A 21,140-nucleotide genomic window follows, 5' to 3' on the forward strand; every position below is an offset into this window, starting at 1 on the left:
GCGCAAGTTTAGCTCGTAAGAGGTAAACTTATTGCGGCTTTTGGCATCAATCGATTGAAGCCGCAAGTTCGCACTGCAAAAGGCGAACTTGTTGCGTAGTCCAGCAGAAACCGAATAAAACCGCAAGTTTAGCTCGCAAGAGGTAAACTTGTTGCGGCTTTTGGCTCCGCCAAAAGACGCTGTACCCTCGACAACCGGTGGCTTTCGCCGTAAACCGGCTGCGTTTGCCTTGATAAACGCCGCAAGATTTTACTTCTTGCCGGCCTTGCCTTCCTTATGACGGACATGTTCGCCGACATAACGGACGCCTTTGCCCAGATAGGGTTCCGGCGGGCGCTTTTCGCGGATCTCGGCCGCGACCTGTCCGACGATCTCTTTGCTGGGACCGGAGATCAGGATGTGGTTCTGCTGTGCACCGACGATGGCAAATGTAATGCCCTCGACTTCTTTATACAGAATCGGATGCGAATATCCGAGGTTCAGCTGCAGATCTTTGCCCTGCATCGTCGCACGGTATCCTACGCCGATGACTTCAAGCTCTTTTTTATACCCGTTGGTAACGCCTTCGACCATGTTGAAGATCAGCGCGCGGGTCAAACCGTGCAGTGCGCGGGTCTCTTTTTCTTCGTTGGCGCGTTCGATGATGACCTGGCCGTCTTCCAGCTTGATCGTCATCAGCGGGCTGAATGTCTTTGTCAACGTTCCCTGCGGACCCTCTGCAGTAACGGTACAACCGTCAATGACAACTTTTGTACCTGCGGGGACAACGACAGGTTTTCTACCAATTCGTGACATGATTTTCTATCCTTTCCTGCGCTCACCAAACGTAAGCCAGCACTTCGCCGCCGACGTTCTGTTTGCGCGCCTCTTTATCGGTCATAACACCCTTGGAAGTCGAGACGATCGCAATACCGAGGCCCTTCATGACCTTGGGCATCTCCTCGCAGCTGGCATAAATGCGCAGACCCGGTTTGGAAACGCGGCGAAGTCCGGTCAGTGCGGAAGTCTTGATCTTGCCGGCGCCGTATTTAAGCGTCACGCGAATGACACCCTGAACGCCGTCATCAATGGTCTCGTATCCTTCGATATAGCCCTCTTCGAGCAGAATCTTAGCGATACTGGCTTTCATGTTGGAAGCGGGGATGTCAACGCTCGTATGCTTTGCCGAGCTCGCGTTGCGGATTCTGGTGAGCATATCGGCGATACTGTCTGTAACCTGCATTGTATTTCCTCCTTACCAACTGGCTTTTTTGACACCCGGAATCTGACCTTTGTACGCCAGATTACGGAAGCAGATACGGCAGACGCCGAATTTACTGAGGTAAGCGTGGGGCCTGCCGCAAATTTTGCAGCGGGTATACTCGCGCGTGCTGAACTTAGCGGGTCTGGATTGACGGACCTTCTGAGATGTTTTAGCCACAGTCTTTCCTCCTTATCTCGCGAAGGGGGCGCCGAGTGCTGCCAGCAGCTCGCGGGCCTCTTCGTCTGTCTTCGCGGTGGTCACGAAGCAGATGTCCATGCCGCGTACCGCGTCGATCTTGTCGTATTCGATCTCGGGGAAGATCAACTGTTCTTTGACGCCGACGGAATAATTGCCGCGGCCGTCAAAAGAGTTGGGGTTGATGCCCCGGAAGTCACGCACGCGCGGAAGCGCCGCGTTGAAAAACCGGTCGATGAAGTCATACATACGCTCGCCGCGCAGAGTGACCTTTGCGCCGATGATGTTGCCTTCGCGGAGTTTGAAGTTCGCAACCGATTTTTTGGCCACGCAGGGAACACCCTTTTGGCCGGTGATAATTGCCAGATCGCTGAGGATGGCGTCAAGGATCTTGGAGTTGTCCTTGCAGTCGCCGGAGGCGACGTTGACAACGACCTTCTCCATCTTGGGAATCTGCATAACGCTCTTATAGTTGAACTTTTTCATCAGTTCGCCGGCAATCTCATTGGTGTACTTATCTTTTAATCTTGACATAATTTTCGTACCCCTTAAAACATATTGCCGCATTTGGGCTGCCGGCACACACGGACCTTGTTGCCATTCTTGTCGACCCCGTGTCCGACTCTGGTCGCGACGCCGCACTTGGGGCAGATCAACATGACCTTGGAAGCATACAATGCGCTTTCACCTTTGATGATGCCACCGGCCTCGCCCTCTTTGCGGGGCTTGACGTGTTTGGACACAATGCGAACTTTCTCGACGATGACTTTGCCTTCGTCGGGGCTGACCGCGATGACCTTGCCCTTTTTGCCCTTGTCGGTGCCGGAGATAACCATGACGGTATCGCCGGACTTAATGTGCATTTTGCTCATAGTTCGCACCTCTCTTAAAGGACTTCGGGAGCGAGCGAGAGGATTTTCATATAATCCTTTTCGCGCAGCTCTCTCGCGACCGGTCCAAAGATACGCGTACCCTTGGGGTTCTTGTCTTCTTTGATGATGACCGCGGCGTTCTCGTCGAACTTGATGTAAGTGCCGTCTTCTCTGCGCAGACCGAATGCGGTGCGCACGACGACCGCTCTGACAACTTCGCCCTTTTTGACCACGCCGCCGGGTGTCGCTTTTTTAACCGAAGCGACAATAACGTCGCCGATGTTTGCATACTTTCTGCGGGTGCCGCCGAGGACTCTGATGCACATCAGTTCCTTAGCGCCCGTATTATCGGCGACCTTCAGGTAGGTTTGCTGTTGAATCACGATTCATATCCTCCCTTACTTGGCTCTCTCGACGATCTCAGAGACACGCCATCTCTTGTCCTTGGACAGCGGACGGGTCTCGGTGATCTCGACAGTATCGCCGATCTTGCATTCGTTTGCTTCGTCATGCGCCTTGAACTTGGTGCTGCGTTTGACGAACTTCTTGTAAAGCGGGTGTTTGACGCTGTCGATGACTTCGACGACGACGGTTTTATCCATCTTGTCGCTGACGACCTTTCCGGTCCGGACTTTTCTTAAATTTCTCACAGTTTCCATAGCGCTTTCCACTCCTTATCAAGCATTCGTGCTCTCGCTGCCTTTGATGGTCATCTGGGTCTTGACCCGTGCGATGTCCTTGCGCAGCTGCGGCAAACGATTGGGGTTATCAAGCTGATTGATGGAATGTTGGAAACGCAGGTTAAAAAGCTCCTGCTTGAGGTCGGTAAGCTTGGTCTCGAGTTCAACCATGCTCAGATCCTTGATCTCGCTCATCTTCATTCTGCGTCACCGCCGTTCTCTTTACTGACGAATTTGCACTTGATCGGCAGTTTGTGGCCGGCCAGACGAATGGCCTCGCGGGCTGTCTCCTCGTCGACGCCGCCGATCTCGAACATTACTCTGCCCGGTTTGACGACCGCCACCCAGTATTCGGGGGAACCTTTACCGGAACCCATGCGGGTCTCGGCGGGCTTTTCGGTTACGGGCTTATCGGGAAAAATCTTGATCCACACCTGACCGCCTCTTTTGATGTAGCGGGTCATGGCAATACGCGCCGCCTCGATCTGGTTGGATTTGACCCAGCCGGGTTCGAGCGCCATCAGACCGTATTCACCATAGGTGACTTCGGTTCCGCGGGTGGCGACGCCTTTCATACGACCGCGCTGGACGCGGCGGTATTTCACGCGTTTAGGCATCAACATTGCCTTTTCCTCCTTCATTGCGGTCTGAATTCGTACGCGGAGGACGGTTGTCGCGGGGTCTGCGGTCGCGGTTGTCGCGGCGGTCGCGGTCGTCTCTGCGCGGACGCTTGGTATCCACAAGGATCTCACCGCGGTAAATCCACACTTTACAACCGATACGGCCGTAAGTCGTGTGTGCCTCTGCGAAGCCGTATTCGATGTCGGCACGCAGGGTCTGCAGCGGGATAGTACCCTCATGATAAGTTTCTCTTCTGGCGATTTCGGCGCCGCCCAGACGCCCGGAGACGCAGGTCTTAATACCTCTGGCACCGGCTCTGGTGGAGTTGAACATCGCCTGTTTCATCGCGCGGCGGAAAGCCATGCGGCGCTCTAAGCACCCGGCGATTTCTTCCGCAACGAGTTGTGCGTTCTGGTTGGGAGCGCGGACTTCAACGATGTCGATCTGAACCGGCTCACCCATCATCTGCTTACACTTGGTACGCAGATTCTCGAGATCCATACCGCCCTTACCGATAATCTTACCGGGACGGGCACAGTGGATTTTGAGGAAGATCTTTCCGGATTTGCGCTCGATCTCAATGGTCGGAACGCCCGCCGAATACAGTTCCTTCTTCAGGAATTCACGCAGTTTATAGTCACCGACCAGTTTATCGGCAAAGTCCTTCTTGGAGGAATACCATCTGGAATCCCAGTCGCGAATGACGCCGACTCTGAGGCCGTTGGGGTTTACTTTCTGACCCATAATTTCGCTTTTCCTCCTTATTCTTTCTCCGCAACCGCGATCGTAATGTGCGATGTGCGTTTTAAAATCCGGACGCCGCGTCCCTTGGACTGTGGACGCATCCGCTTCAGCACCGGGCCCGGAGCCACGAAGCATTGGCTGACATAGAGTTTGCCGTGATCCATACCGTTGTTATTCTCGGCATTGGCGACGGCGGATTTGAGCAGTTTCAGGCACAGCGGGCTGGCGGCCTTCGGGGTAAACTTCAGAATTGCGGATGCTTCATCCACCGGTTTGTTGCGAATCAGGTCAAGCACGATGCAGACCTTTCGCGGGGAAATCCGGGCGTGCCGGAGATATGCTTTTGCTTCCATACGATTCGTCTCCTTTACGCCTAATTGCTGGTATTGGAGGTCTTGGAACCGCTGTGTCCGCGGAATATGCGCGTCGGCGCGAATTCGCCCAAACGGTGACCTACCATATCTTCTGTGATATAAACCGGAACGTGTTTCCTTCCGTCGTGAACGGCGATTGTATGTCCCACGAAATCGGGGAAAATCGTCGACGCGCGGCTCCAGGTTTTCAAAACCCGTTTTTCGCCGGTCTCATTCATCTTCTTGATCCGCTCAAGCAGTGCGGGCTGCACAAACGGTCCTTTTTTAACGCTTCTTCCCATTTAAAACAGTCCTCCTTACTTAGCGTTGCGGCGCTTGATAATAAACTTATCGGTGCGCGCATGCTTATCTCTGGTCTTATAACCGAGTGTCGGCTTGCCCCACGGGGTAACCGGGCCGGAACGGCCGATCGGGGATTTACCTTCACCGCCGCCGTGCGGGTGGTCGTTCGGGTTCATGACCGAGCCGCGGACGGTCGGGCGCCAGCCCATGTGACGTTTTCTGCCGGCCTTGCCGTAATTGATGTTTTCATGGTCGATGTTGCTGACCTGACCGATGGTGGCAAAGCAGTTCTGTGGGACGTTGCGGATCTCACCGGACGGGAGACGGATCAGTGCGTAGCCGTTTTCTTTGGCCATCAGCTGAGCCATGCTGCCGGCGGACCGAACAAGCTGTGCGCCTCTGCCGGCGTTCAATTCGATGTTGTGAATGAACGTACCGACCGGGATGGATGCGAGCGGCAGCGCGTTGCCGGGTTTGATATCGGCGCTCTCGCCGCTGGTGACAACGTCGCCGACCTTCAGGTCCTGCGGTGCGATGATGTAGTTTACAACGCCGTCCTCATATTCGATGAGCGCGATAAACGCACTGCGGTTGGGGTCGTATTCAATGGTCTTGACGGTAGCGGGCATATCGTATTTATCACGCTTGAAATCGATGATACGATACTTGACGCGATAACCGCCGCCGCGATGTCTGACCGTGATTCTGCCGGTGTTGTTTCTGCCGGAATTCTTTTTGATGGTCTTGACCAAGCTCTTTTCGGGAGCCGTCTTATTGAGCTGGGAATAATCCGTAACCGTCATGCCGCGGCGCGAGGGCGTCGTGGGACGATAGCTCTTAATAGCCATTTATTTCACACTCCTCAATCGGTTTTGCGAGCGCCTGGCAAGAGCGCCCATACTTTCCTTTTACTGACCGCGCAATTCGCGTTTGGTCAGTTGGATGTCTGAACTGTTTTAGTTCATGCCCTCGAAGAACTCGATGCCCTTCGACTCGGGTTTCAGCGTCACGATGGCCTTTTTCCAAGACGCTGTATATCCCGGTATCTGACGGACTCTCTTCATACGTCCGCGGACGTGCATGGTGTTGACCTTAGCGACCTTGACATTGAACAGTTCTTCAACTGCTTTGGCAATCTCGCGTTTATCGGCGCTGTTGTCAACTTCAAAGGCGTACTTTTTCATGGACATTCCCGCCATGGAGGCCTCTGTAACGACCGGACGGATAATGATATCCTGTGCCATTTTGGACATTATGCGTACACCTCCTCGAGTTTTTCGACCGCCGATTTGACGATGATCATCTGGTTGTTGTTAAGGATGTCATAGACATTGATTTCGCCGGTGATGGTGGGGGTTACGCCCGCGATATTGCGCGCGCTCAGCAGCACTTTGTCATTGATCTCCGGCATAACCAGCAGTGCTTTTTTCTTAAAGCCGACTGCGGAAAGGATTTCGACCATGGATTTGGTCTTAATCTCGTCGAGCTGGATATCGTCGAGTACGATGATGGATCCGTCAGCCACCTTGGAAGACAGTGCGGATTTCATCGCCAGCCGTCTGAGCTTTTTATTCAGGGAATAACGGTAATCGCGCGGTTTAGGTCCGAATGCGATACCGCCGTGAGCAAAGTTCGGGGAGCGGGTTGAACCCTGTCTGGCCCGGCCTGTGCCCTTCTGACGCCACGGTTTTTTACCGCCGCCGCTGACTTCGGCACGCGTCTTTGTCGACTGGGTGCCCTGACGCTGGTTGGCGAGGTAGTTGACCACGACAGCGTGCATCGCGGTGGTGTTGGGTTCGATGCCGAACACCGCGTCGGAGAGTTCCATCTTGCCGACGGTCTCGCCTTTGATATTGAGAACGTTTACTGTAGGCATTGTAGTTCCTCCTCCCGCGTTACGCCTTGACCGTGTCTTTGATGAACACGACGGAGCCCTTGGGACCCGGGATGGCGCCTTTAATCGCAATAAGATTATTCTCTGCGTCGATTTTAACGACCGAGAGATTCTGAACGGTAACCTGTTCGCCACCGAGACGTCCGGCCATCTTTTTGCCCTTGACGACGCGGGACGGGTCCGTCGTAGCACCGTTGGAACCGCCGTGTCTGGCGACCGGGCCGGAACCGTGGCTCATCTTCAGACGGGAAAAGTTCCATCTCTTGATGACGCCGGCATAACCCTTGCCCTTGCTGGTGCCGGTGACGTCGCAGCGGTCACCCTCTGCGAATACGTCGGCTTTCACGATGTCCCCGACGTTGTATCCGGAACAGTCCTCAAAACGGAATTCTTTGATCACGCGCTTGGGCGCAACGCCCGCTTTGGTGAACTGACCTTTGTTCGGCTTGTTGATCAGCTTATCCTTGATGTCGCCGAAACCGAAAACGATGGACTCATATCCTTCGTTGGCGGCTGTCTTCTTGGCGATAACGGTGCAGGGACCCGCGACCACGACGGTCACCGGAACGACCTTGCCGCTGTCGTCAAACAGCTGAGACATACCGACTTTTTTTCCGATAATGCCTTTTTTCATTTTGCTTTCTCCTTTTCAGGTTATTGGTTGGCTTTTGGCCAACATGACCTCGTCAAACCGAGATTAGATTTTGATCTCGACTTCGACGCCGGCGGGGAGCTCAAGGTTCTTCAGAGCTTCCAGGGTCTTGCCGGTGGGTTTGATCACGTCGATCATACGCTTGTGTGTTTTGAGCTCAAACTGCTCGCGGGAGTCCTTGTATTTGTGGACGGCGCGCAGGATGGTGATGATCTCGCGGTCTGTGGGCAGCGGAACGGGGCCGCTGATTTTGGCACCTGTACGGGTGACGGCCTCGACGATTTTCGCCGCGGACGCGTCGACCAGAGAATGCTCATAGCCCTTGATTCTGATTCTGATTTTCTCGCTGACTGCCATATAATCGCCTCCTAAAAATTTTGTGCGATCCGCTCAATTTGCACACCCTTCCGCGTGTTTCGCGAACTTCCCGTTAAAATCGCCGGATGCATTTTCTAACTTTATCCGGCGACGCCTTTTACGCAAAGCGTATATGGTGTACCATTGATTTCGCCCGATTCGAGATCGGACATACTCCGCAGAAATTCCCCTTAGCGGCTTTCAAAGCGCTTTTGCGCTTTTCCCACCGGAAGCCGAAACTGGTGATTTCGGCCGGCCACCTCCTGCTTCATCGCACGCTGTAAAACAGTCGTAACCTTTGTTTTTCCGACAAAGGACACCCGTCCTCAGACAGGCGCCCCGATAGTATACCACAAAAAAAACCGCATTGCAAGCACTTTTTAAAAGAAATTCTAATGTTTTTCGCATGATAATATTTCTCTCGAAAACCAATCATCATTCTGCCCGATCATGATATATATTATAATGTATATCAACATACGGGTGTAAAGTTTAAAGTGTAAAACGTAAAGTGACATCTCCGGTAGGTTATTTCTTAAAATTCCCATAAATTCAAATTCCCATAAATTCAAAAAGGACGGTAGAAACCGTCCTTTTTTATGAACCACCCCGGCGCTTCGCGCCACCCCTCCACAGAGGGGAATTATGGAGATGACTCTTACATCTAAAATTACACTTTACCCTTGCCCTTTTTCAGTGCATTGACTTTAATCGGCAGGCCGAACAGATTGATGAATCCGGCGGAATCGGCCTGATTGTAGACCTCGTCCTGCCCGAAGGTCGCGGTCGCTTCGTCATACAGCGAATACGGCGACGTCACACCCGCGTTGATTAGGTTGCCTTTATACAGTTTCAGCTTCACCGAACCCGTGACGGTCTGCTGGGTACTCTCGACAAAAGCGTCCAGCGCTTCACGCAGCGGTGTAAACCATTGGCCGAAATAGACCAGTTCAGCATATTTCCCCGCAACGATTTCCTTATAATGAGCGGTATCACGGTCGAGGCAGATCGATTCGAGCACCTTATGCGCACGATAGAGAATCGTGCCGCCCGGAGTCTCGTAAACGCCTCTCGACTTCATGCCGACCAGACGGTTTTCGACCAAATCAACGAGCCCGATGCCGTTTTCGCCGCCCATTTTGTTAAGTGTCTCCACCAATGCGACCGGAGACATCTTTTTGCCGTTCACTGCGACCGGAATGCCCTTTTCGAAATCGATTGTGACATAAGAAGGTTTGTCGGGCGCGAGTTCCGGACAGGTGCCCATCTCCAAAAATCCGGGCTTTGAATACAGTGGCTCGTTGGCCGGATCCTCCAGATCCATTCCCTCGTGCGACAGATGCCACAGGTTCTTATCCTTAGAATAGTTGGTCTCACGGTTGATTTTCAGCGGAATGTTATGCGCCTCGGCATAATCAATCTCCTCGTCGCGGGATTTGATATCCCATTCACGCCACGGGGCGATGATCTTCATCTGCGGCGCGAACGCCTTAATGGTCAGCTCAAAGCGGACCTGATCGTTGCCCTTGCCGGTGCAGCCGTGGCAGATGGCATCGGCGCCTTCTTTGAGCGCGATCTCGACGATGCGCTTGGCGATGATCGGGCGCGCAAACGACGTGCCCAGCAGATATTCACCCTCATACACCGCGCCCGCTTTGAGTGTCGGGTAGATGTAATCGGTGATAAATTCCTCTTTCAAATCCTCGATATAGAGTTTCGACGCGCCGGTAGCCAGCGCCTTTTTCTCCAATCCGTCGAGTTCGGTGCCCTGCCCCACGTCGCCTGAAACCGCGATTACCTCACAGTTGTCATAATGCTCCTTCAGCCAGGGAATGATGATAGAAGTATCCAAACCGCCCGAATAGGCCAAAACGACTTTTTTGACTGCTGTCTTGTTTGCCATAAAAAGACCTCCATGTGGTATATTGAATATTAATGTTTACCGAAACGCCGCAATTATTGAGTTCAGTAATACAAATAATAACACCCGAATCATTCTTGAAGAACAATCCAAGTATTATTATACACGCGTTTCTGTGGTTGTCAAGCTTTTTATGCAATTATATTCAATTTATTTGAATATTTATTCATATTTGCTTTATATAGTATCATTATTCAAACGCAAGTTTTTTTGTACAGTCTGCCCTCATCCCGCGAATGAGGATAACCGCCAGACCGACAGCCAAAAACATATCACCGATGCTGGCAAATCCGCCGAAAACCGGCACATAAATAATATCACCCAGAAACGGGAAAACCGTGTGCGGGGTCATCAGGGTATACCGGTAGATCTCATCCTTCGCCAAAGCGTCGATATATCCGGCCATCTGTCCCTGTGTGTCCAAATATAAATTCTGCGCCACCGGCATGCGGAAACCGTTGAATGAGATCACGAGAAAATTCATCAATGTTCCGCCGCCGAAAAGGCAAAATTCAAAGCGAAACAGGTTAATAATAATGAAAATAAAGAGAAGTATATACTGCATCGTGATCAGAATCCAACTATACGGGATAAATGCGGGTATCATTTTAGCCAACTGTGCACCGCCCGCATCCATGATATAGGCAATCACCGGCAACCACAAAAGACGGATTTCAGTATGCAGCAGACCCTTCAAGCGACCGCCGCTGATATATCCGAGCAGAATGCCCATCAGCACCACAAACAGCGCTAACATATCTGTTCCTGCTCCTGTTTTTCTTTGTCCAGTTCTGTCGCGGGTTCCCCGTGTTCCAACTGCGCACGCTTGATCTTTAAAAATATCTTCGCAACCTCGGGATGGAATTGTTCTCCCGAACTTTCCTCGATGATTTGAAGGGCTTTTTCAGGTGCAAATCCTTTTCGGTAGGGTCGGTCACTGGTCATTGCGTCATAAGCATCCGCAACGCCCAGAATGAATGATTCCAGCGGCACTTCCTCCCCCTCATCGACATCGGGATATCCGCAGCCGTTAAACCATTTATGGTGATATTTGACGTACTGTACGATTTTAGGATTGACGTTGATCTCTTTTAAGATTTTTACGCCGATGGCCGGGTGGGTGGTGATGATCATAAATTCGTCGTCGGTCAGGCGGCCCGGTTTACCCAAAATGGTATCGCCGATACCGATTTTCCCGATATCATGTAAAAGCGCTGCGATCTTGACGATCTCGGTCTGGGACATCGGCATCTTCATGGCCATGCAGATTTCCTCTGCATAAGCTTCGACACGTTGAGAATGACCTTTCGTGTAGATGTCTTTTGCTTCGAGGGTAACGACCAGCGTCTTGACCATCTTATAATATTGGTTCTTACTGTCAAGATACAGATTAAACGAATAACGCGCCAACAGAAGAGGAAAAATAAACAACAGCACCAGATACTGACCCGATTCAAAATTCAAAACATAGGCGAATAACAGGCCAAACGGGGCAATGCTCGCCAAGTTGGGAAGCAGTTCGCCAAAGGTTGCGGCAAAAGCATCAATCGGTTTCATCATCTTTCCGAGCACGAACAAAGCGACCAAAATCAAGTAATTGCAGATTAGTGTCAGTACCAAAAAGATAAACATCGGCAGCAAAATTTGCGGCATCTTCATGGTTCCGATCGCAAAGCCCATGTTTTCATAGACCTTTTGAAACAGCAGACCCGGTAAATAGATTGAAATCGCCAAATTGCCGACATTAAACAACGTTCGGTAAATCGGGGTATTAAATAAATGCGAATACCTCACCTGAAGGATTGTACCGTCTTTGGATTTGCGCACTTGTTTGGAAACCGCAAACAAAAGACCCACTACCGCTATGACAACCGCCTCGTAGGGACCTTTTAAAAGCAACGTAGAAAAAATACAGACATATGACATATCCAGCGACTGAGTGTTGCTGATAACAACCGGCACGGACGCACAAATAATGCACATAATGGCCATAATAATGATATAAGAAAGCTCATTGGAAAAATTGGCCGTCTCAGACAAATGTCTGACCAGTCCGCTAAAGCTCAGATATGTTATGTAAATACCGCCGAGTGATACCGCGGCGATATATATTTTCCAAAAAACCTTGGACACGGTATCCCTCCCCCGTCAGAAAAAAATGCGGAGCCCCCATCTCCGCGGAACTGATAGTAAAATCACTTTCATTTCTAAGCGTATAAACCATAGTGGTTCTACCCAATGTGAAGCCACTTACCGCTTATTCTCGTTTTGATTTTTAAGTGGTTTTACAATATCATCTGCGCGCGCCCGGATAAAAGTCGGGTTAACAATGGTGTCTGCAGACCTTGAACTAAAGACGCATCAATTGAATGGCTTACCAGCCGATCCACTTGAAGTACGCGCCACTCGACAAAATCAGTGCTGCAACTGCCGAAACAGCCATTACGATCTTTTCGATTGTCTTCTTCATGTTATATGACCTCCTGAATTACTCTGCTTTTTCGCTATTCAAACAGGCCATATTTTCGCTTCGCTGAAGACCGACTAATATCCGGGTCCGCGCAGACGATATTTAATTGATAAATTGCATCTTTCTGTTAATTGCGTCAAGGGTGGCTTTTGCAATCGCATATGAAGGATCTTTCATATCGCTTGCCGCCCCGACAAGGACCTCGCCGTTTCCGACTGTGTTGGAACTGACCAGCACAACTTGAATCTTCAAATCCGCCGTCTCGAGTTCCTTGACATCCAACACCGTGAAGCGGTTGGAATCGTGCAAATACTCTTTGACAGCGTTCAATGTGGCTTCAGCGATCATGCGCCGACGCCCATACGGCGTATTCGCATAAACGGCACGCCCTGTAAATTCCTCATCATTCGTTTCAAGGATGACCGTTGCGGAGACATCGTCTTTGGTCGACGAAATATCCACCCGTTGACAAATCAAACGAACCGCTTTTGAGCGGCGGGGGGTATTCTGTGACTGCAGTTGCGCGATGCTCACGATGCGGCGATCGAGGACGAGATTATATTTGGCGAACATGGTAGACTGGATATCCCGCAGCACCTGCTTGGGTGACCGCGTGATGTCGGAAAGCACATGAATATCTGTCAGATCGCCGTCATCCGAATAAGAAAACCGTACGTTCAGAACACCGGGCAGTGAGGAAATGGTTTTTTGACAATCCTCGTACATATCACTCTTTGTATCGAAAACCTGTTTCTCGTTTTCCATGCTATCCTCCGATATTTCACCGTACTATGGCTTGTAAAAATTATACATTGAAAATAACAAAATGTCAACGTTTTTTGACAAAATAGCCAACAATTTCCTCGTTCTTCTGTTTGTGTTACATTTTTGGGCTTTTATATGATTCCGATTCTGTTTTTTGTGATTTTATTGTGTTTTTTTAACGTTCTTCCCAAATTTGGTTTTTACATCTTAAAAAATGTTTTTTTATTTTTTGGCATAAACTTGCATTTTTAGACAATTATGTTAAAATAACCGGAAAGTACTAGGAGGGATTATTTCATGTCCGACAGAAGTCACTGGCCTCTTGCCGTCTCGCTGTGTTCACGGACGCACCCGACTGAAAACGACTTTTCCGAAATGCCCGAAGCCGGCGTTAAGACAGTTGAACTCAGTTATGCTTTTGCGTTGTATTCCGAAATCGAATGGAAAAACATACAGATTTATTCACAGCGATATGGTGTTACGCTCTGGTCGCTGCATTTGCCGTTCGAACCCCAAAAAGCCAATCCCGCGCATCCCGACCCCGCCGTACGCACCGAGACCTTTCGATTCGACCGAGAACTGGCCGAAAAAGCCGCCGATATCGGTGTCAAAGTACTCGTCGTGCATCCGAGTGCCGAACCGATCGAAGACAGTGACCACACCGAGAGCATGAAACGTGCAAAAGAGTGGTTGTCTAAACTGGCTGATCTTGCCGATACCCTCGGCATGAAAGTCGCGGTCGAAAACCTTCCCCGCACCTGTCTGGGACGAAAAGCCGAAGATATGACCGAACTTTTAGAAGATTCCCGCCTTTCCGCCTGTTTTGACACCAATCACCTGCTTTACGGTTCTCATAAAGATTTCATCCGCACGATCACAGGGCGGATTCTGACCCTGCACGTCTCGGATTATGATTTTATCAACGAGCGCCATTGGTTGCCCGGCGAAGGCAAAATCGATTGGCCGGAATTGATCTCGGCGCTTGAAAAAGCCGATTACAACGGTCCGTGGCTCTATGAAATTTCACGCAAGCCGGAAAAGACGATTGTGCGCAGGCAATTGGTTTGGAAGGACTATGCCAAAAATCACGCTGCGCTGATGACCGGAAAAACGCCCGAACGTTTCGGCTTTCCGCTCTCCGACCCGCTTCCCATGTGGGTTGAATAAAGGCGGAGTTAAAATCGAAAAACAATCGAAATACCTCAATCCGCCATTCTCCCAGCATGGTCAATACAGGTCTGTCGGGCTTCTGTGGGAGATTGAATCATATAGTTATTCAGATAAAACACGCTTGAATCAAGGTCGAAATTATCATAATCCTCCCCGCCGTCAATCAGATTCGGAATATTCGCGTTGTCAGTCTTTTCGCTGATAGCCGTATATACGGATACACCGCTGCAGGAATCTAAAATATCGCCGTAAGATTTAATGGTGCCGCTGTACATATCAGCACCTATGGCATCCATAAAAAGCGCATTACCGCATTCAAAAAAATAGTTGGACTCCGTAAATATTTTCGCATTGTCAGACGCGCCCACACAATAATCCGAAACGCAACAAAAATAATTATTATAAACATGGATATGGGCATTTCGCGCCCGTGGGGTTCTGGATTTACAATTTTCAAACCGGTTGTGATGGTAAGTAATCCAATCCTGAAGTTGCGTCTCATCACCGCCGATAATACTGGTCTTATGACAATTCTTATAATAATTATACGACACCGTAATATATTGAGCCCAACCGATGTCGGTAGCGCCATCGCCCTCAGCCTTGTCATCGTCGACGATACCGTTCCCAGCATATTCGTTTTTTCCGGGTCCGAACTCGTTATTATGCACCCAAATGCGCTGTGAAAGTTCCGAAGCACTTCCTTGAATCCCTACGGCGTCGTCCGGATACTCGTAAAAATACAGGTTGCGGATTTCAACGCTCTCGCAGCTGCACACCGCAATACCCCAACGCACCAACTGTGCATCGGTTCCGATGCCTTCAATCGTGACATTTTTCAGATGGTTGAGCCAAACCATGTTTGTCCCTTCGTTGCTGCTGCCGTCATTGGGAATCACGCCGCTCGGCGGATTGACGGCTCCGATCAAACGCACATCGAGGTCGGCGGTCGCGGGGTCATTTAAAATATCATACAATCCTGTATTGCCGTTATAAGTGACGGTATCCTTGGTCTCATCGGTCACATAGAGTACCGTGACGCCGGATTTTAACGTGCCGTCATTGTTGTATGCACCCACGCCTGAATCCTCATTCCAGTGCGCATATCCGCTACGGTCATAGGCCGTGGGCTGTACTGTCACAACTGCCGTCTCTTGCCCGCAGACGATCTTGAGATCATATTCGAACGCGGCGTCAAGGCCCGGGATGTCCACCCTGCCGTCCCTGATCAATTCCTCATCCACCGGGATATAAGCGGTATCGGTGGTTTTTTTGTAATAAACTTCAACTGCTTGGTCAACATCGCTCCATTCCGCATAAGCCGTCTCATACCAGCCGCCGGATTTTGTGATTTTCAACCCCTCCGAAGCGGTTGAAATCGAAATGATTCCGGCAGCCAATGCGGCGGCAATAAACAGTCCTGTTCCGATTTTCAGCAGTCGTTTTCCCCTCATGAAATTCCTCTCGCCTCTTTTGATTGATTCGCATTACAGAGGCATTTTACCATACTTTTCAAAAGAAAGCGAGAACCCCTGCTGCGCGCACATAAAAAAAATCACGCTCCGAAGCGATCAAAATCGTTTCGGAGCGGGATTTTATTCTTCAGTCAATCAGATTTCCGTTTTCCACAGTCCGTGGAGGTTGCAGTAGGCATAGGCCGCGACCGCTTTGTCGCCGGTCAGCGAGAATGTCACCTCGGGTTTGTCGCCCGGTGCGAGACATTTACGCTGTCCGCCGTGTTCGGTCTGCAGATAGACCCACATAATATAATGCTCGGGCAGCATCGGATGTGCGGCGGAACCGATTGCGACGGTGACCTTATCGCCCGAGACGGTCACTACAGGTAAGTGTTTTTCATGGCTGGCTTCGACGGTGTTGGGTACCAGTGCCGTCATCGGTTCTCCGCAGCAGACGACCGGCACACCCGAGGCATGAATCATGCCGATGATATTTCCGCAGTGTTTGCAGATAAAGAATTTTGTTTCACACATATTGATTCCACCTTTCATTTTCCATGTTGTGTTTGTTTTAAAACTGATAGGGCACATGTTTAAAACCCATATCGTTCCATAAATCAATTATACGCGCCGAAGACGCGCAGTGTCAACACCCGAACGCCCCGACATTGTGACAAAATCACCTTGACAAGAAGCACTTTCCGTGGTACATTATATATCCGGCATATGCCGGAAAAGGAGGCGATTTCATGCCGCGACCGATCAAACCCAGATATGTCTGCCGAATGCCCAAATGCGGCCGTTTCACACCCAGTGAAGCAGCGGATGGTGAAATCGTACTCACCGTCGACGAATACGAGGTCATACGGCTGATCGATCTCGAAAATAATACTCAGGAGGACTGCGCCGCGCAGATGCATGTCGCCCGCACCACTGTCCAGGGTATCTACGAAGCAGCCCGCCGAAAATTGGCGCAGGCCATTGTCGAGGGAAAAGCGATTGTCATCGCCGGCGGAGATTTCAAACTCTGCGACCGATACGGCAGTCAGTGCGGCCGCGGCTGCGGGCGCAACTGCCATCGGCACCAATGCGCCGACGCAGAGGGAAAAACCGAATAACCGCACCGCATCCCAATCCATAATACAATAAGGAAGGTCATTATGAGCAACAGCAACGAATGTTCCCACAACTGCGAGAGCTGTTCCGAAAACTGCTCCGACAGAAAAACAATTCCCGTTGAAAAGCTGCACGATATGAGCAGCGTGAAAAAAGTCATCGCAGTATTAAGCGGCAAAGGCGGTGTCGGCAAATCGCTGGTCACCAGCATGCTGGCCGTATTGTCCCAACGCGCGGGCAACCGTACCGCAATTTTAGACGCAGACATCACCGGTCCGTCAATCCCGACGGCCTTCAATATCCATCAAAAAGCCGAGGGAACCGATTCGGCCATCTATCCGGTGCTCAGCAAAACCGACATCCAAATCATGTCGTTGAATCTGCTGCTCCCCAACGAAACCGACCCGGTGGTCTGGCGCGGTCCGATCATCTCCGGCGCGGTCAAGCAGTTCTGGACCGACGTCATCTGGAACGACGTAGACATCATGTTCATCGATATGCCGCCGGGAACCGGCGACGTGCCGCTGACGGTATTCCAGTCGCTCCCGATCGACGGCATCATCGTCGTCACTTCCCCGCAGGAACTGGTCTCGATGATCGTTGAAAAAGCGGTCAATATGGCCAAAATGATGCACGTTCCGGTGTTGGGCTTGGTCGAAAACATGTCCTATTTCGAGTGCCCGTCCTGCCATGAAAAGCACGCGCTGTTCGGTGAGAGCCGCATTGACGAAGTCGCCGAGCGGTTCGGCATCGAGACCACCGCGAAAATCCCGATCAATTCCAAACTGGCCGCTGCCTGCGATAAAGGCATGATCGAGCTGTTTGACGGCGATTGGCTCGACGGCCTGCTTAAAAAAATCGAATCATTGCCCACCAAATAATGTAGGGGCGAACTGCGTTCGCCCGCCATCCTGATGGTTGTTTGAAACATGTCCTAAAACCTGCTGACCGTAAACTTGATAGCCACACTTACTACCCCATTTCCCCTATTTAAAAAGGAATGAGGTGCATTATGGGTAAATTCTTTGATAAAAATAAATATCCCCCGGCAAAGCCGGGGGTTTTTCATAGACGGGCAAAGCCCTATGTTACTGGCCACGCCTCATGCGGCGTTGGTACGGTCTGACTTTTGCATAAGTTTGTTACTTGCTACCCGCTATGCGGGTCAAAAATTCCCCATTGTTAACTGTTCACCTGCCTTATCTTCTTTCAACTGTTCTCTTATATATTCTTCTATCTTTTTTGCATTCTTTCCTGCTGTATCTACATAGTAGCCTCTGCACCAAAACTCTCTATTTCGGTATTTGTATTTTAACTCCGGGTATGTCTCGTATATCATCAGCGTGCTTTTCCCTTTCAGGTATCCTACAAAACTCGACACTGCTACCTTCGGCGGTATCTCTACCAACATGTGAACATGATCCGGACACACCTCTGCTTCCACGATCTTTACCTGCTTCCATTCGCACAATTTTCTTAGGACCTTTCCCACCTCTATTCTCTTTTCTCCGTAAAATACCTTCCTTCGGAACTTCGGTGCAAACACGATATGGTATTTGCAATTCCATTTCGTATGCGATAGACTGTTCATGTCATTCATCGGATGACCTCCCTTTGCTTTTCCTTCTTGTGCAGTTGCCAGACCGCACTTTTAGTATAGCAAAGGGAGTTTTATTTCTCCATCTTCGGCACTAGCCTTCCTTTCTACCACTCGCCTAGCGAGTGGTTTTTTGGAGACAACAAAACTTCGGCATATGCCGAGTTAGATATTTGGGGCAAAACAGTTGATCCGAAAACCGTATCCGAGATACTCGGTATGACCCCCTATAAAATCAAAAATGTCGGAGAATTGGGCGAATATACGCGCAAACCCAATACTGTTGCTTCATGGACTTATCGAACAGAGGAAAAAGAAACCGAAGATATTTCCGAACAACTCGAGGATTTGCGCTTTGTTTTCGAGGAAAAATCGGAAAATTTGAACAAGATAAGGCGGTTATTTGCTGATTGTACCATTGACGTTTGCATTGTTTTGTATAACCACCAAAAAATCCTACCTGGCTTTTCAATAAATTCCCGACAACTTTCCTTTTTGGCGAATATCGGAGTTAATCTTGATTTTGATATTTACAATAAATAAGGTTCGGATTCTATTAACACACTCGTAGCAAGAGGCCTTCCTTTCGGAAGGCCTCTTTTATTATTTGACGAACACCGTTCCGACACTCCAAGCCGACAATGAAGGCATCTCAACGATAAAGTCATCTCCTTGTTTTGAATAGGTAAGCGCAACTTCTTGCGAATTCTGCGACATAAAGGTGAGTGCTTTTCCCGCAGGCCTGCGGATCCGCAATGCGAGCGGTCCGGTTTCCCCGACGGTGGTATTGACGACAGAGACGCTTGTCACCCTGCCCTCCTCATTCTCTCTCGGCAGCAAAACGGCTTGCATCGGACTCTCCAAAACGGCGGGAATCGCCCGATTCCCGATATAATCCGCCGCGTAAAGAATCTGATTTCTCTTGTCCAAGCTGATGATGCCGTTCCAGAGATAATGTCCGAATACCGCCCACTTCGCGCCATTTTTCGTCGTTACAACCGCGTTCGCAATTTGGCCGGATATGGATTCCCCGCCCGTTTTCGCTTCGGTTTGATAAATCCCGAACGGTTCGGTTGAACCGTCCCGGTCAATCAACATATGACTATATGCGTCACGCACAAAGGCTGTGACCCATTTCCCGTTGCCCGTGATGCTCCGATTGATCGGATGTCCGTTATACCGCTCCGACAATCTGCTTGTCTCGATGGGAACAGCCGAAGCGCTGAGCGCGTCGCCGAAACCCCTTTCCTGCAGCATTTCAAGGCATTTCCCATCGGTCACGACCGGCTTTTTCAACAAATTCTCAATATCCTCATCGGAAAAACCCTCAAGCTGATCGGGATGCAGCAGGAAAACGCCGTCATCCCCTTCCCCATAGCAGATCGGAATCGCCGTGTTCCACATCTCATACCCGCTCAAATACGGCTCTTTCGCCCAAGAGAACAACTCTCCTTCGCGCGCGGGGCGTTTCCACATGTTTTCGGAATAGGCGATTTTTAACCCGCCCTGATGCGTGTTTTGATTGGCCTCGATCAGCCGTTTCCAATAGGGTTTTTGTTCTGCAAACCGGTGCAGCATCTGCCCGTGCCAGTTCATGGGCTCAAAATCGTTCATCAGCATCGCATAACTCATAGCCGTGTTGCCATTTGCCAGATACAGCGACGTCTCAAAACAAGTATTGGCGATGGATTTTCCGAACACGACGTCGGGCAGATTTTCAATCTCGGGACGCATCTCGGTGACGTATTCGGGCAAAGTCGCATTCTGCCAGTTGATAAAAAAGGCCTTGTGCAGAAACTCATTGGGATCATGGCCGCTGTAAGCGCCGCCACCCGGACGGGTTTTCGGCGGTTTTCCGCTCGCCTTGTACAGCGCATCGAACAGAAACGCGGAATTGAATCCGGTGTGTCCGCCCTGCGCCGCATATTGTAGGCCCATATAGGTATCGGGCGAAATATCATGCACGGTTTTCGCCATAAAATAAGTGAAATCGTACAGCCCGTCCCGCAGGAATTGAACATACCGCTCCCGCCAGACGAGATCGCCGAAGTGGATGTTGCCGATCAGTTCTTCCCTCGAAAAATCGCAGCCGTACCGCGCGTTGAATTTTTGAATGCAGTCGTCGCAGAAACAGCCGACGGGAACCGGTCTGTGGTTGGGTGCGCGCAGATCGTCGTCAAACCAAACGCAGTAGGGTTTTAATTTGGCATATTCCCGCAGCATCGCGCCGGTGTAATTTCTGAAATTTTCTCCGTTCCAGCAAAAACAATAATCGGCGGAAGTGCCGTCGGGACCGACCATTTTTTCGACCGGAGAGCTCTCATACACCAATCCGCTGCAGTCCTCGCGCCGCATATATTCCCCGTGTCCGATGGTGTTGCTGATCTGCAGAGAGACCCGAATCCCAGCTTTTTTGAATTTCTCGGCGACACCGCTCAAAATTTGAACGGTGTCCCGGTGTGTCTCCAATTTTGGAAACCCGTAGTCGCTCGCCAGCCACACTTCGTCGCAGGAGCCGGGATTTTCCCGAATCACACGAAGCAACCCCTCGATAAAAACGGGATCTTTTTCGGTCGCGGAACCGAGACGCTGTGTAAGCATATCTGTTTCCTCCAAAGTGATTTGGTTTTATCATAAACTTTTTTACCTCTGTTGTCAAAATTTCACCGCACAAAAAGCGCCCGCCACCGTGAAAACGGTGGCGGGCGCTCTTATTCATGAAATATTTAT

At 50.4% G+C, this 21,140-nt stretch carries 29 protein-coding genes; 4 read left to right on the forward strand and 25 right to left on the reverse strand.

What is annotated here, in order from left to right:
* Positions 1 to 249 precede the first annotated feature (249 nt).
* From rplF to PK629_07635, 21 genes are all read right to left on the reverse strand, one after another.
* A complete protein-coding gene (gene rplF / locus PK629_07535; protein HOP11326.1) occupies positions 250 to 795 on the reverse strand; it encodes a 50S ribosomal protein L6 in 546 nt (181 codons plus the stop codon).
* A 22-nt stretch (positions 796 to 817) separates the two neighbouring features.
* Positions 818 to 1,222, reverse strand: coding sequence for a 30S ribosomal protein S8 (gene rpsH / locus PK629_07540; protein HOP11327.1), 405 nt, complete (start codon positions 1,220 to 1,222; stop codon positions 818 to 820).
* 12 nt (positions 1,223 to 1,234) lie between these two features.
* A complete protein-coding gene (locus PK629_07545) occupies positions 1,235 to 1,420 on the reverse strand; it encodes a type Z 30S ribosomal protein S14 (protein HOP11328.1) in 186 nt (61 codons plus the stop codon).
* 12 nt (positions 1,421 to 1,432) lie between these two features.
* Entirely contained in the window at positions 1,433 to 1,972 is a 540-nt protein-coding gene (gene rplE / locus PK629_07550; GenBank protein ID HOP11329.1) for a 50S ribosomal protein L5, read from the reverse strand.
* A gap of 14 nt (positions 1,973 to 1,986) precedes the next feature.
* Positions 1,987 to 2,310, reverse strand: a complete 324-nt coding sequence (rplX, locus tag PK629_07555) for a 50S ribosomal protein L24 (GenBank protein HOP11330.1) — start codon at positions 2,308 to 2,310, stop codon at positions 1,987 to 1,989.
* A 14-nt stretch (positions 2,311 to 2,324) separates the two neighbouring features.
* Positions 2,325 to 2,693, reverse strand: a complete 369-nt coding sequence (rplN, locus tag PK629_07560) for a 50S ribosomal protein L14 (protein ID HOP11331.1) — start codon at positions 2,691 to 2,693, stop codon at positions 2,325 to 2,327.
* A gap of 15 nt (positions 2,694 to 2,708) precedes the next feature.
* Positions 2,709 to 2,969, reverse strand: coding sequence for a 30S ribosomal protein S17 (gene rpsQ / locus PK629_07565; protein HOP11332.1), 261 nt, complete (start codon positions 2,967 to 2,969; stop codon positions 2,709 to 2,711).
* Positions 2,970 to 2,987: 18 nt separating this feature from the next.
* Positions 2,988 to 3,191 carry a 50S ribosomal protein L29 gene (gene rpmC, locus PK629_07570; GenBank protein ID HOP11333.1) on the reverse strand — a complete coding sequence of 68 codons (204 nt, stop codon included), beginning with the start codon at positions 3,189 to 3,191 and terminating at the stop codon, positions 2,988 to 2,990.
* On the reverse strand, positions 3,188 to 3,613 hold the full coding sequence (gene rplP / locus PK629_07575) for a 50S ribosomal protein L16 (protein HOP11334.1): 426 nt from the start codon (positions 3,611 to 3,613) through the stop codon (positions 3,188 to 3,190). Before rplP ends, rpmC begins: the two co-directional genes overlap by 4 nt.
* Entirely contained in the window at positions 3,600 to 4,355 is a 756-nt protein-coding gene (gene rpsC, locus PK629_07580; protein HOP11335.1) for a 30S ribosomal protein S3, read from the reverse strand. Before rpsC ends, rplP begins: the two co-directional genes overlap by 14 nt.
* A gap of 17 nt (positions 4,356 to 4,372) precedes the next feature.
* Positions 4,373 to 4,708: a 50S ribosomal protein L22 gene (gene rplV, locus PK629_07585; protein HOP11336.1), complete on the reverse strand. Its 336-nt coding sequence runs from the start codon at positions 4,706 to 4,708 to the stop codon at positions 4,373 to 4,375.
* A gap of 20 nt (positions 4,709 to 4,728) precedes the next feature.
* Positions 4,729 to 5,010, reverse strand: coding sequence for a 30S ribosomal protein S19 (rpsS, locus tag PK629_07590; protein ID HOP11337.1), 282 nt, complete (start codon positions 5,008 to 5,010; stop codon positions 4,729 to 4,731).
* A gap of 15 nt (positions 5,011 to 5,025) precedes the next feature.
* A complete protein-coding gene (gene rplB, locus PK629_07595; protein ID HOP11338.1) occupies positions 5,026 to 5,859 on the reverse strand; it encodes a 50S ribosomal protein L2 in 834 nt (277 codons plus the stop codon).
* 108 nt (positions 5,860 to 5,967) lie between these two features.
* Positions 5,968 to 6,264, reverse strand: coding sequence for a 50S ribosomal protein L23 (rplW, locus tag PK629_07600; GenBank protein HOP11339.1), 297 nt, complete (start codon positions 6,262 to 6,264; stop codon positions 5,968 to 5,970).
* Entirely contained in the window at positions 6,264 to 6,887 is a 624-nt protein-coding gene (gene rplD, locus PK629_07605; protein HOP11340.1) for a 50S ribosomal protein L4, read from the reverse strand. The genes rplW and rplD overlap by 1 nt, the downstream gene beginning before the upstream one ends.
* Positions 6,888 to 6,906: 19 nt before the next feature.
* On the reverse strand, positions 6,907 to 7,539 hold the full coding sequence (rplC, locus tag PK629_07610) for a 50S ribosomal protein L3 (GenBank protein HOP11341.1): 633 nt from the start codon (positions 7,537 to 7,539) through the stop codon (positions 6,907 to 6,909).
* 63 nt (positions 7,540 to 7,602) lie between these two features.
* Positions 7,603 to 7,914 (reverse strand): 30S ribosomal protein S10, encoded by a 312-nt coding sequence (gene rpsJ, locus PK629_07615; GenBank protein HOP11342.1) that lies wholly within the window; start codon positions 7,912 to 7,914, stop codon positions 7,603 to 7,605.
* A gap of 670 nt (positions 7,915 to 8,584) precedes the next feature.
* Positions 8,585 to 9,817: an argininosuccinate synthase gene (locus PK629_07620; protein HOP11343.1), complete on the reverse strand. Its 1,233-nt coding sequence runs from the start codon at positions 9,815 to 9,817 to the stop codon at positions 8,585 to 8,587.
* Between the two features lie 208 nt (positions 9,818 to 10,025).
* Positions 10,026 to 10,592 (reverse strand): DUF5317 family protein, encoded by a 567-nt coding sequence (locus PK629_07625; protein ID HOP11344.1) that lies wholly within the window; start codon positions 10,590 to 10,592, stop codon positions 10,026 to 10,028.
* Positions 10,586 to 11,968, reverse strand: a complete 1,383-nt coding sequence (locus PK629_07630; protein HOP11345.1) for an HD-GYP domain-containing protein — start codon at positions 11,966 to 11,968, stop codon at positions 10,586 to 10,588. Before PK629_07630 ends, PK629_07625 begins: the two co-directional genes overlap by 7 nt.
* A 439-nt stretch (positions 11,969 to 12,407) precedes the next feature.
* Positions 12,408 to 13,070, reverse strand: coding sequence for a hypothetical protein (locus PK629_07635; GenBank protein ID HOP11346.1), 663 nt, complete (start codon positions 13,068 to 13,070; stop codon positions 12,408 to 12,410).
* Positions 13,071 to 13,367: 297 nt separating this feature from the next.
* On the opposite strand from PK629_07635, the gene PK629_07640 reads away from it, so the two are divergent.
* Positions 13,368 to 14,237, forward strand: a complete 870-nt coding sequence (locus PK629_07640) for a sugar phosphate isomerase/epimerase family protein (GenBank protein HOP11347.1) — start codon at positions 13,368 to 13,370, stop codon at positions 14,235 to 14,237.
* Positions 14,238 to 14,272: 35 nt separating this feature from the next.
* Here the strand turns inward: PK629_07640 and PK629_07645 are convergent, their stop codons facing one another.
* Positions 14,273 to 15,694, reverse strand: coding sequence for a hypothetical protein (locus PK629_07645; GenBank protein HOP11348.1), 1,422 nt, complete (start codon positions 15,692 to 15,694; stop codon positions 14,273 to 14,275).
* Positions 15,695 to 15,850: 156 nt separating this feature from the next.
* Positions 15,851 to 16,231 (reverse strand): desulfoferrodoxin family protein, encoded by a 381-nt coding sequence (locus PK629_07650; protein ID HOP11349.1) that lies wholly within the window; start codon positions 16,229 to 16,231, stop codon positions 15,851 to 15,853.
* Positions 16,232 to 16,446: 215 nt separating this feature from the next.
* On the opposite strand from PK629_07650, the gene PK629_07655 reads away from it, so the two are divergent.
* Positions 16,447 to 16,815 carry a DUF134 domain-containing protein gene (locus PK629_07655; protein ID HOP11350.1) on the forward strand — a complete coding sequence of 123 codons (369 nt, stop codon included), beginning with the start codon at positions 16,447 to 16,449 and terminating at the stop codon, positions 16,813 to 16,815.
* Positions 16,816 to 16,857: 42 nt separating this feature from the next.
* A complete protein-coding gene (locus PK629_07660; GenBank protein HOP11351.1) occupies positions 16,858 to 17,694 on the forward strand; it encodes an Mrp/NBP35 family ATP-binding protein in 837 nt (278 codons plus the stop codon).
* A gap of 284 nt (positions 17,695 to 17,978) precedes the next feature.
* Here PK629_07660 and tnpA read toward each other — a convergent pair whose 3' ends face one another.
* Complete coding sequence (tnpA, locus tag PK629_07665) at positions 17,979 to 18,413, reverse strand: IS200/IS605 family transposase (protein ID HOP11352.1); 435 nt, start codon at positions 18,411 to 18,413, stop codon at positions 17,979 to 17,981.
* Between the two features lie 168 nt (positions 18,414 to 18,581).
* On the opposite strand from tnpA, the gene PK629_07670 reads away from it, so the two are divergent.
* Positions 18,582 to 18,953, forward strand: coding sequence for a DUF4279 domain-containing protein (locus PK629_07670; GenBank protein ID HOP11353.1), 372 nt, complete (start codon positions 18,582 to 18,584; stop codon positions 18,951 to 18,953).
* A 60-nt stretch (positions 18,954 to 19,013) separates the two neighbouring features.
* Here PK629_07670 and PK629_07675 read toward each other — a convergent pair whose 3' ends face one another.
* Entirely contained in the window at positions 19,014 to 21,011 is a 1,998-nt protein-coding gene (locus PK629_07675; GenBank protein ID HOP11354.1) for a hypothetical protein, read from the reverse strand.
* Between the last annotated feature and the right edge of the window lie 129 nt (positions 21,012 to 21,140).

It is taken from the genome of Oscillospiraceae bacterium (assembly GCA_035380125.1).
Lineage (GTDB): Bacteria > Bacillota > Clostridia > Oscillospirales > JAKOTC01 > DAOPZJ01.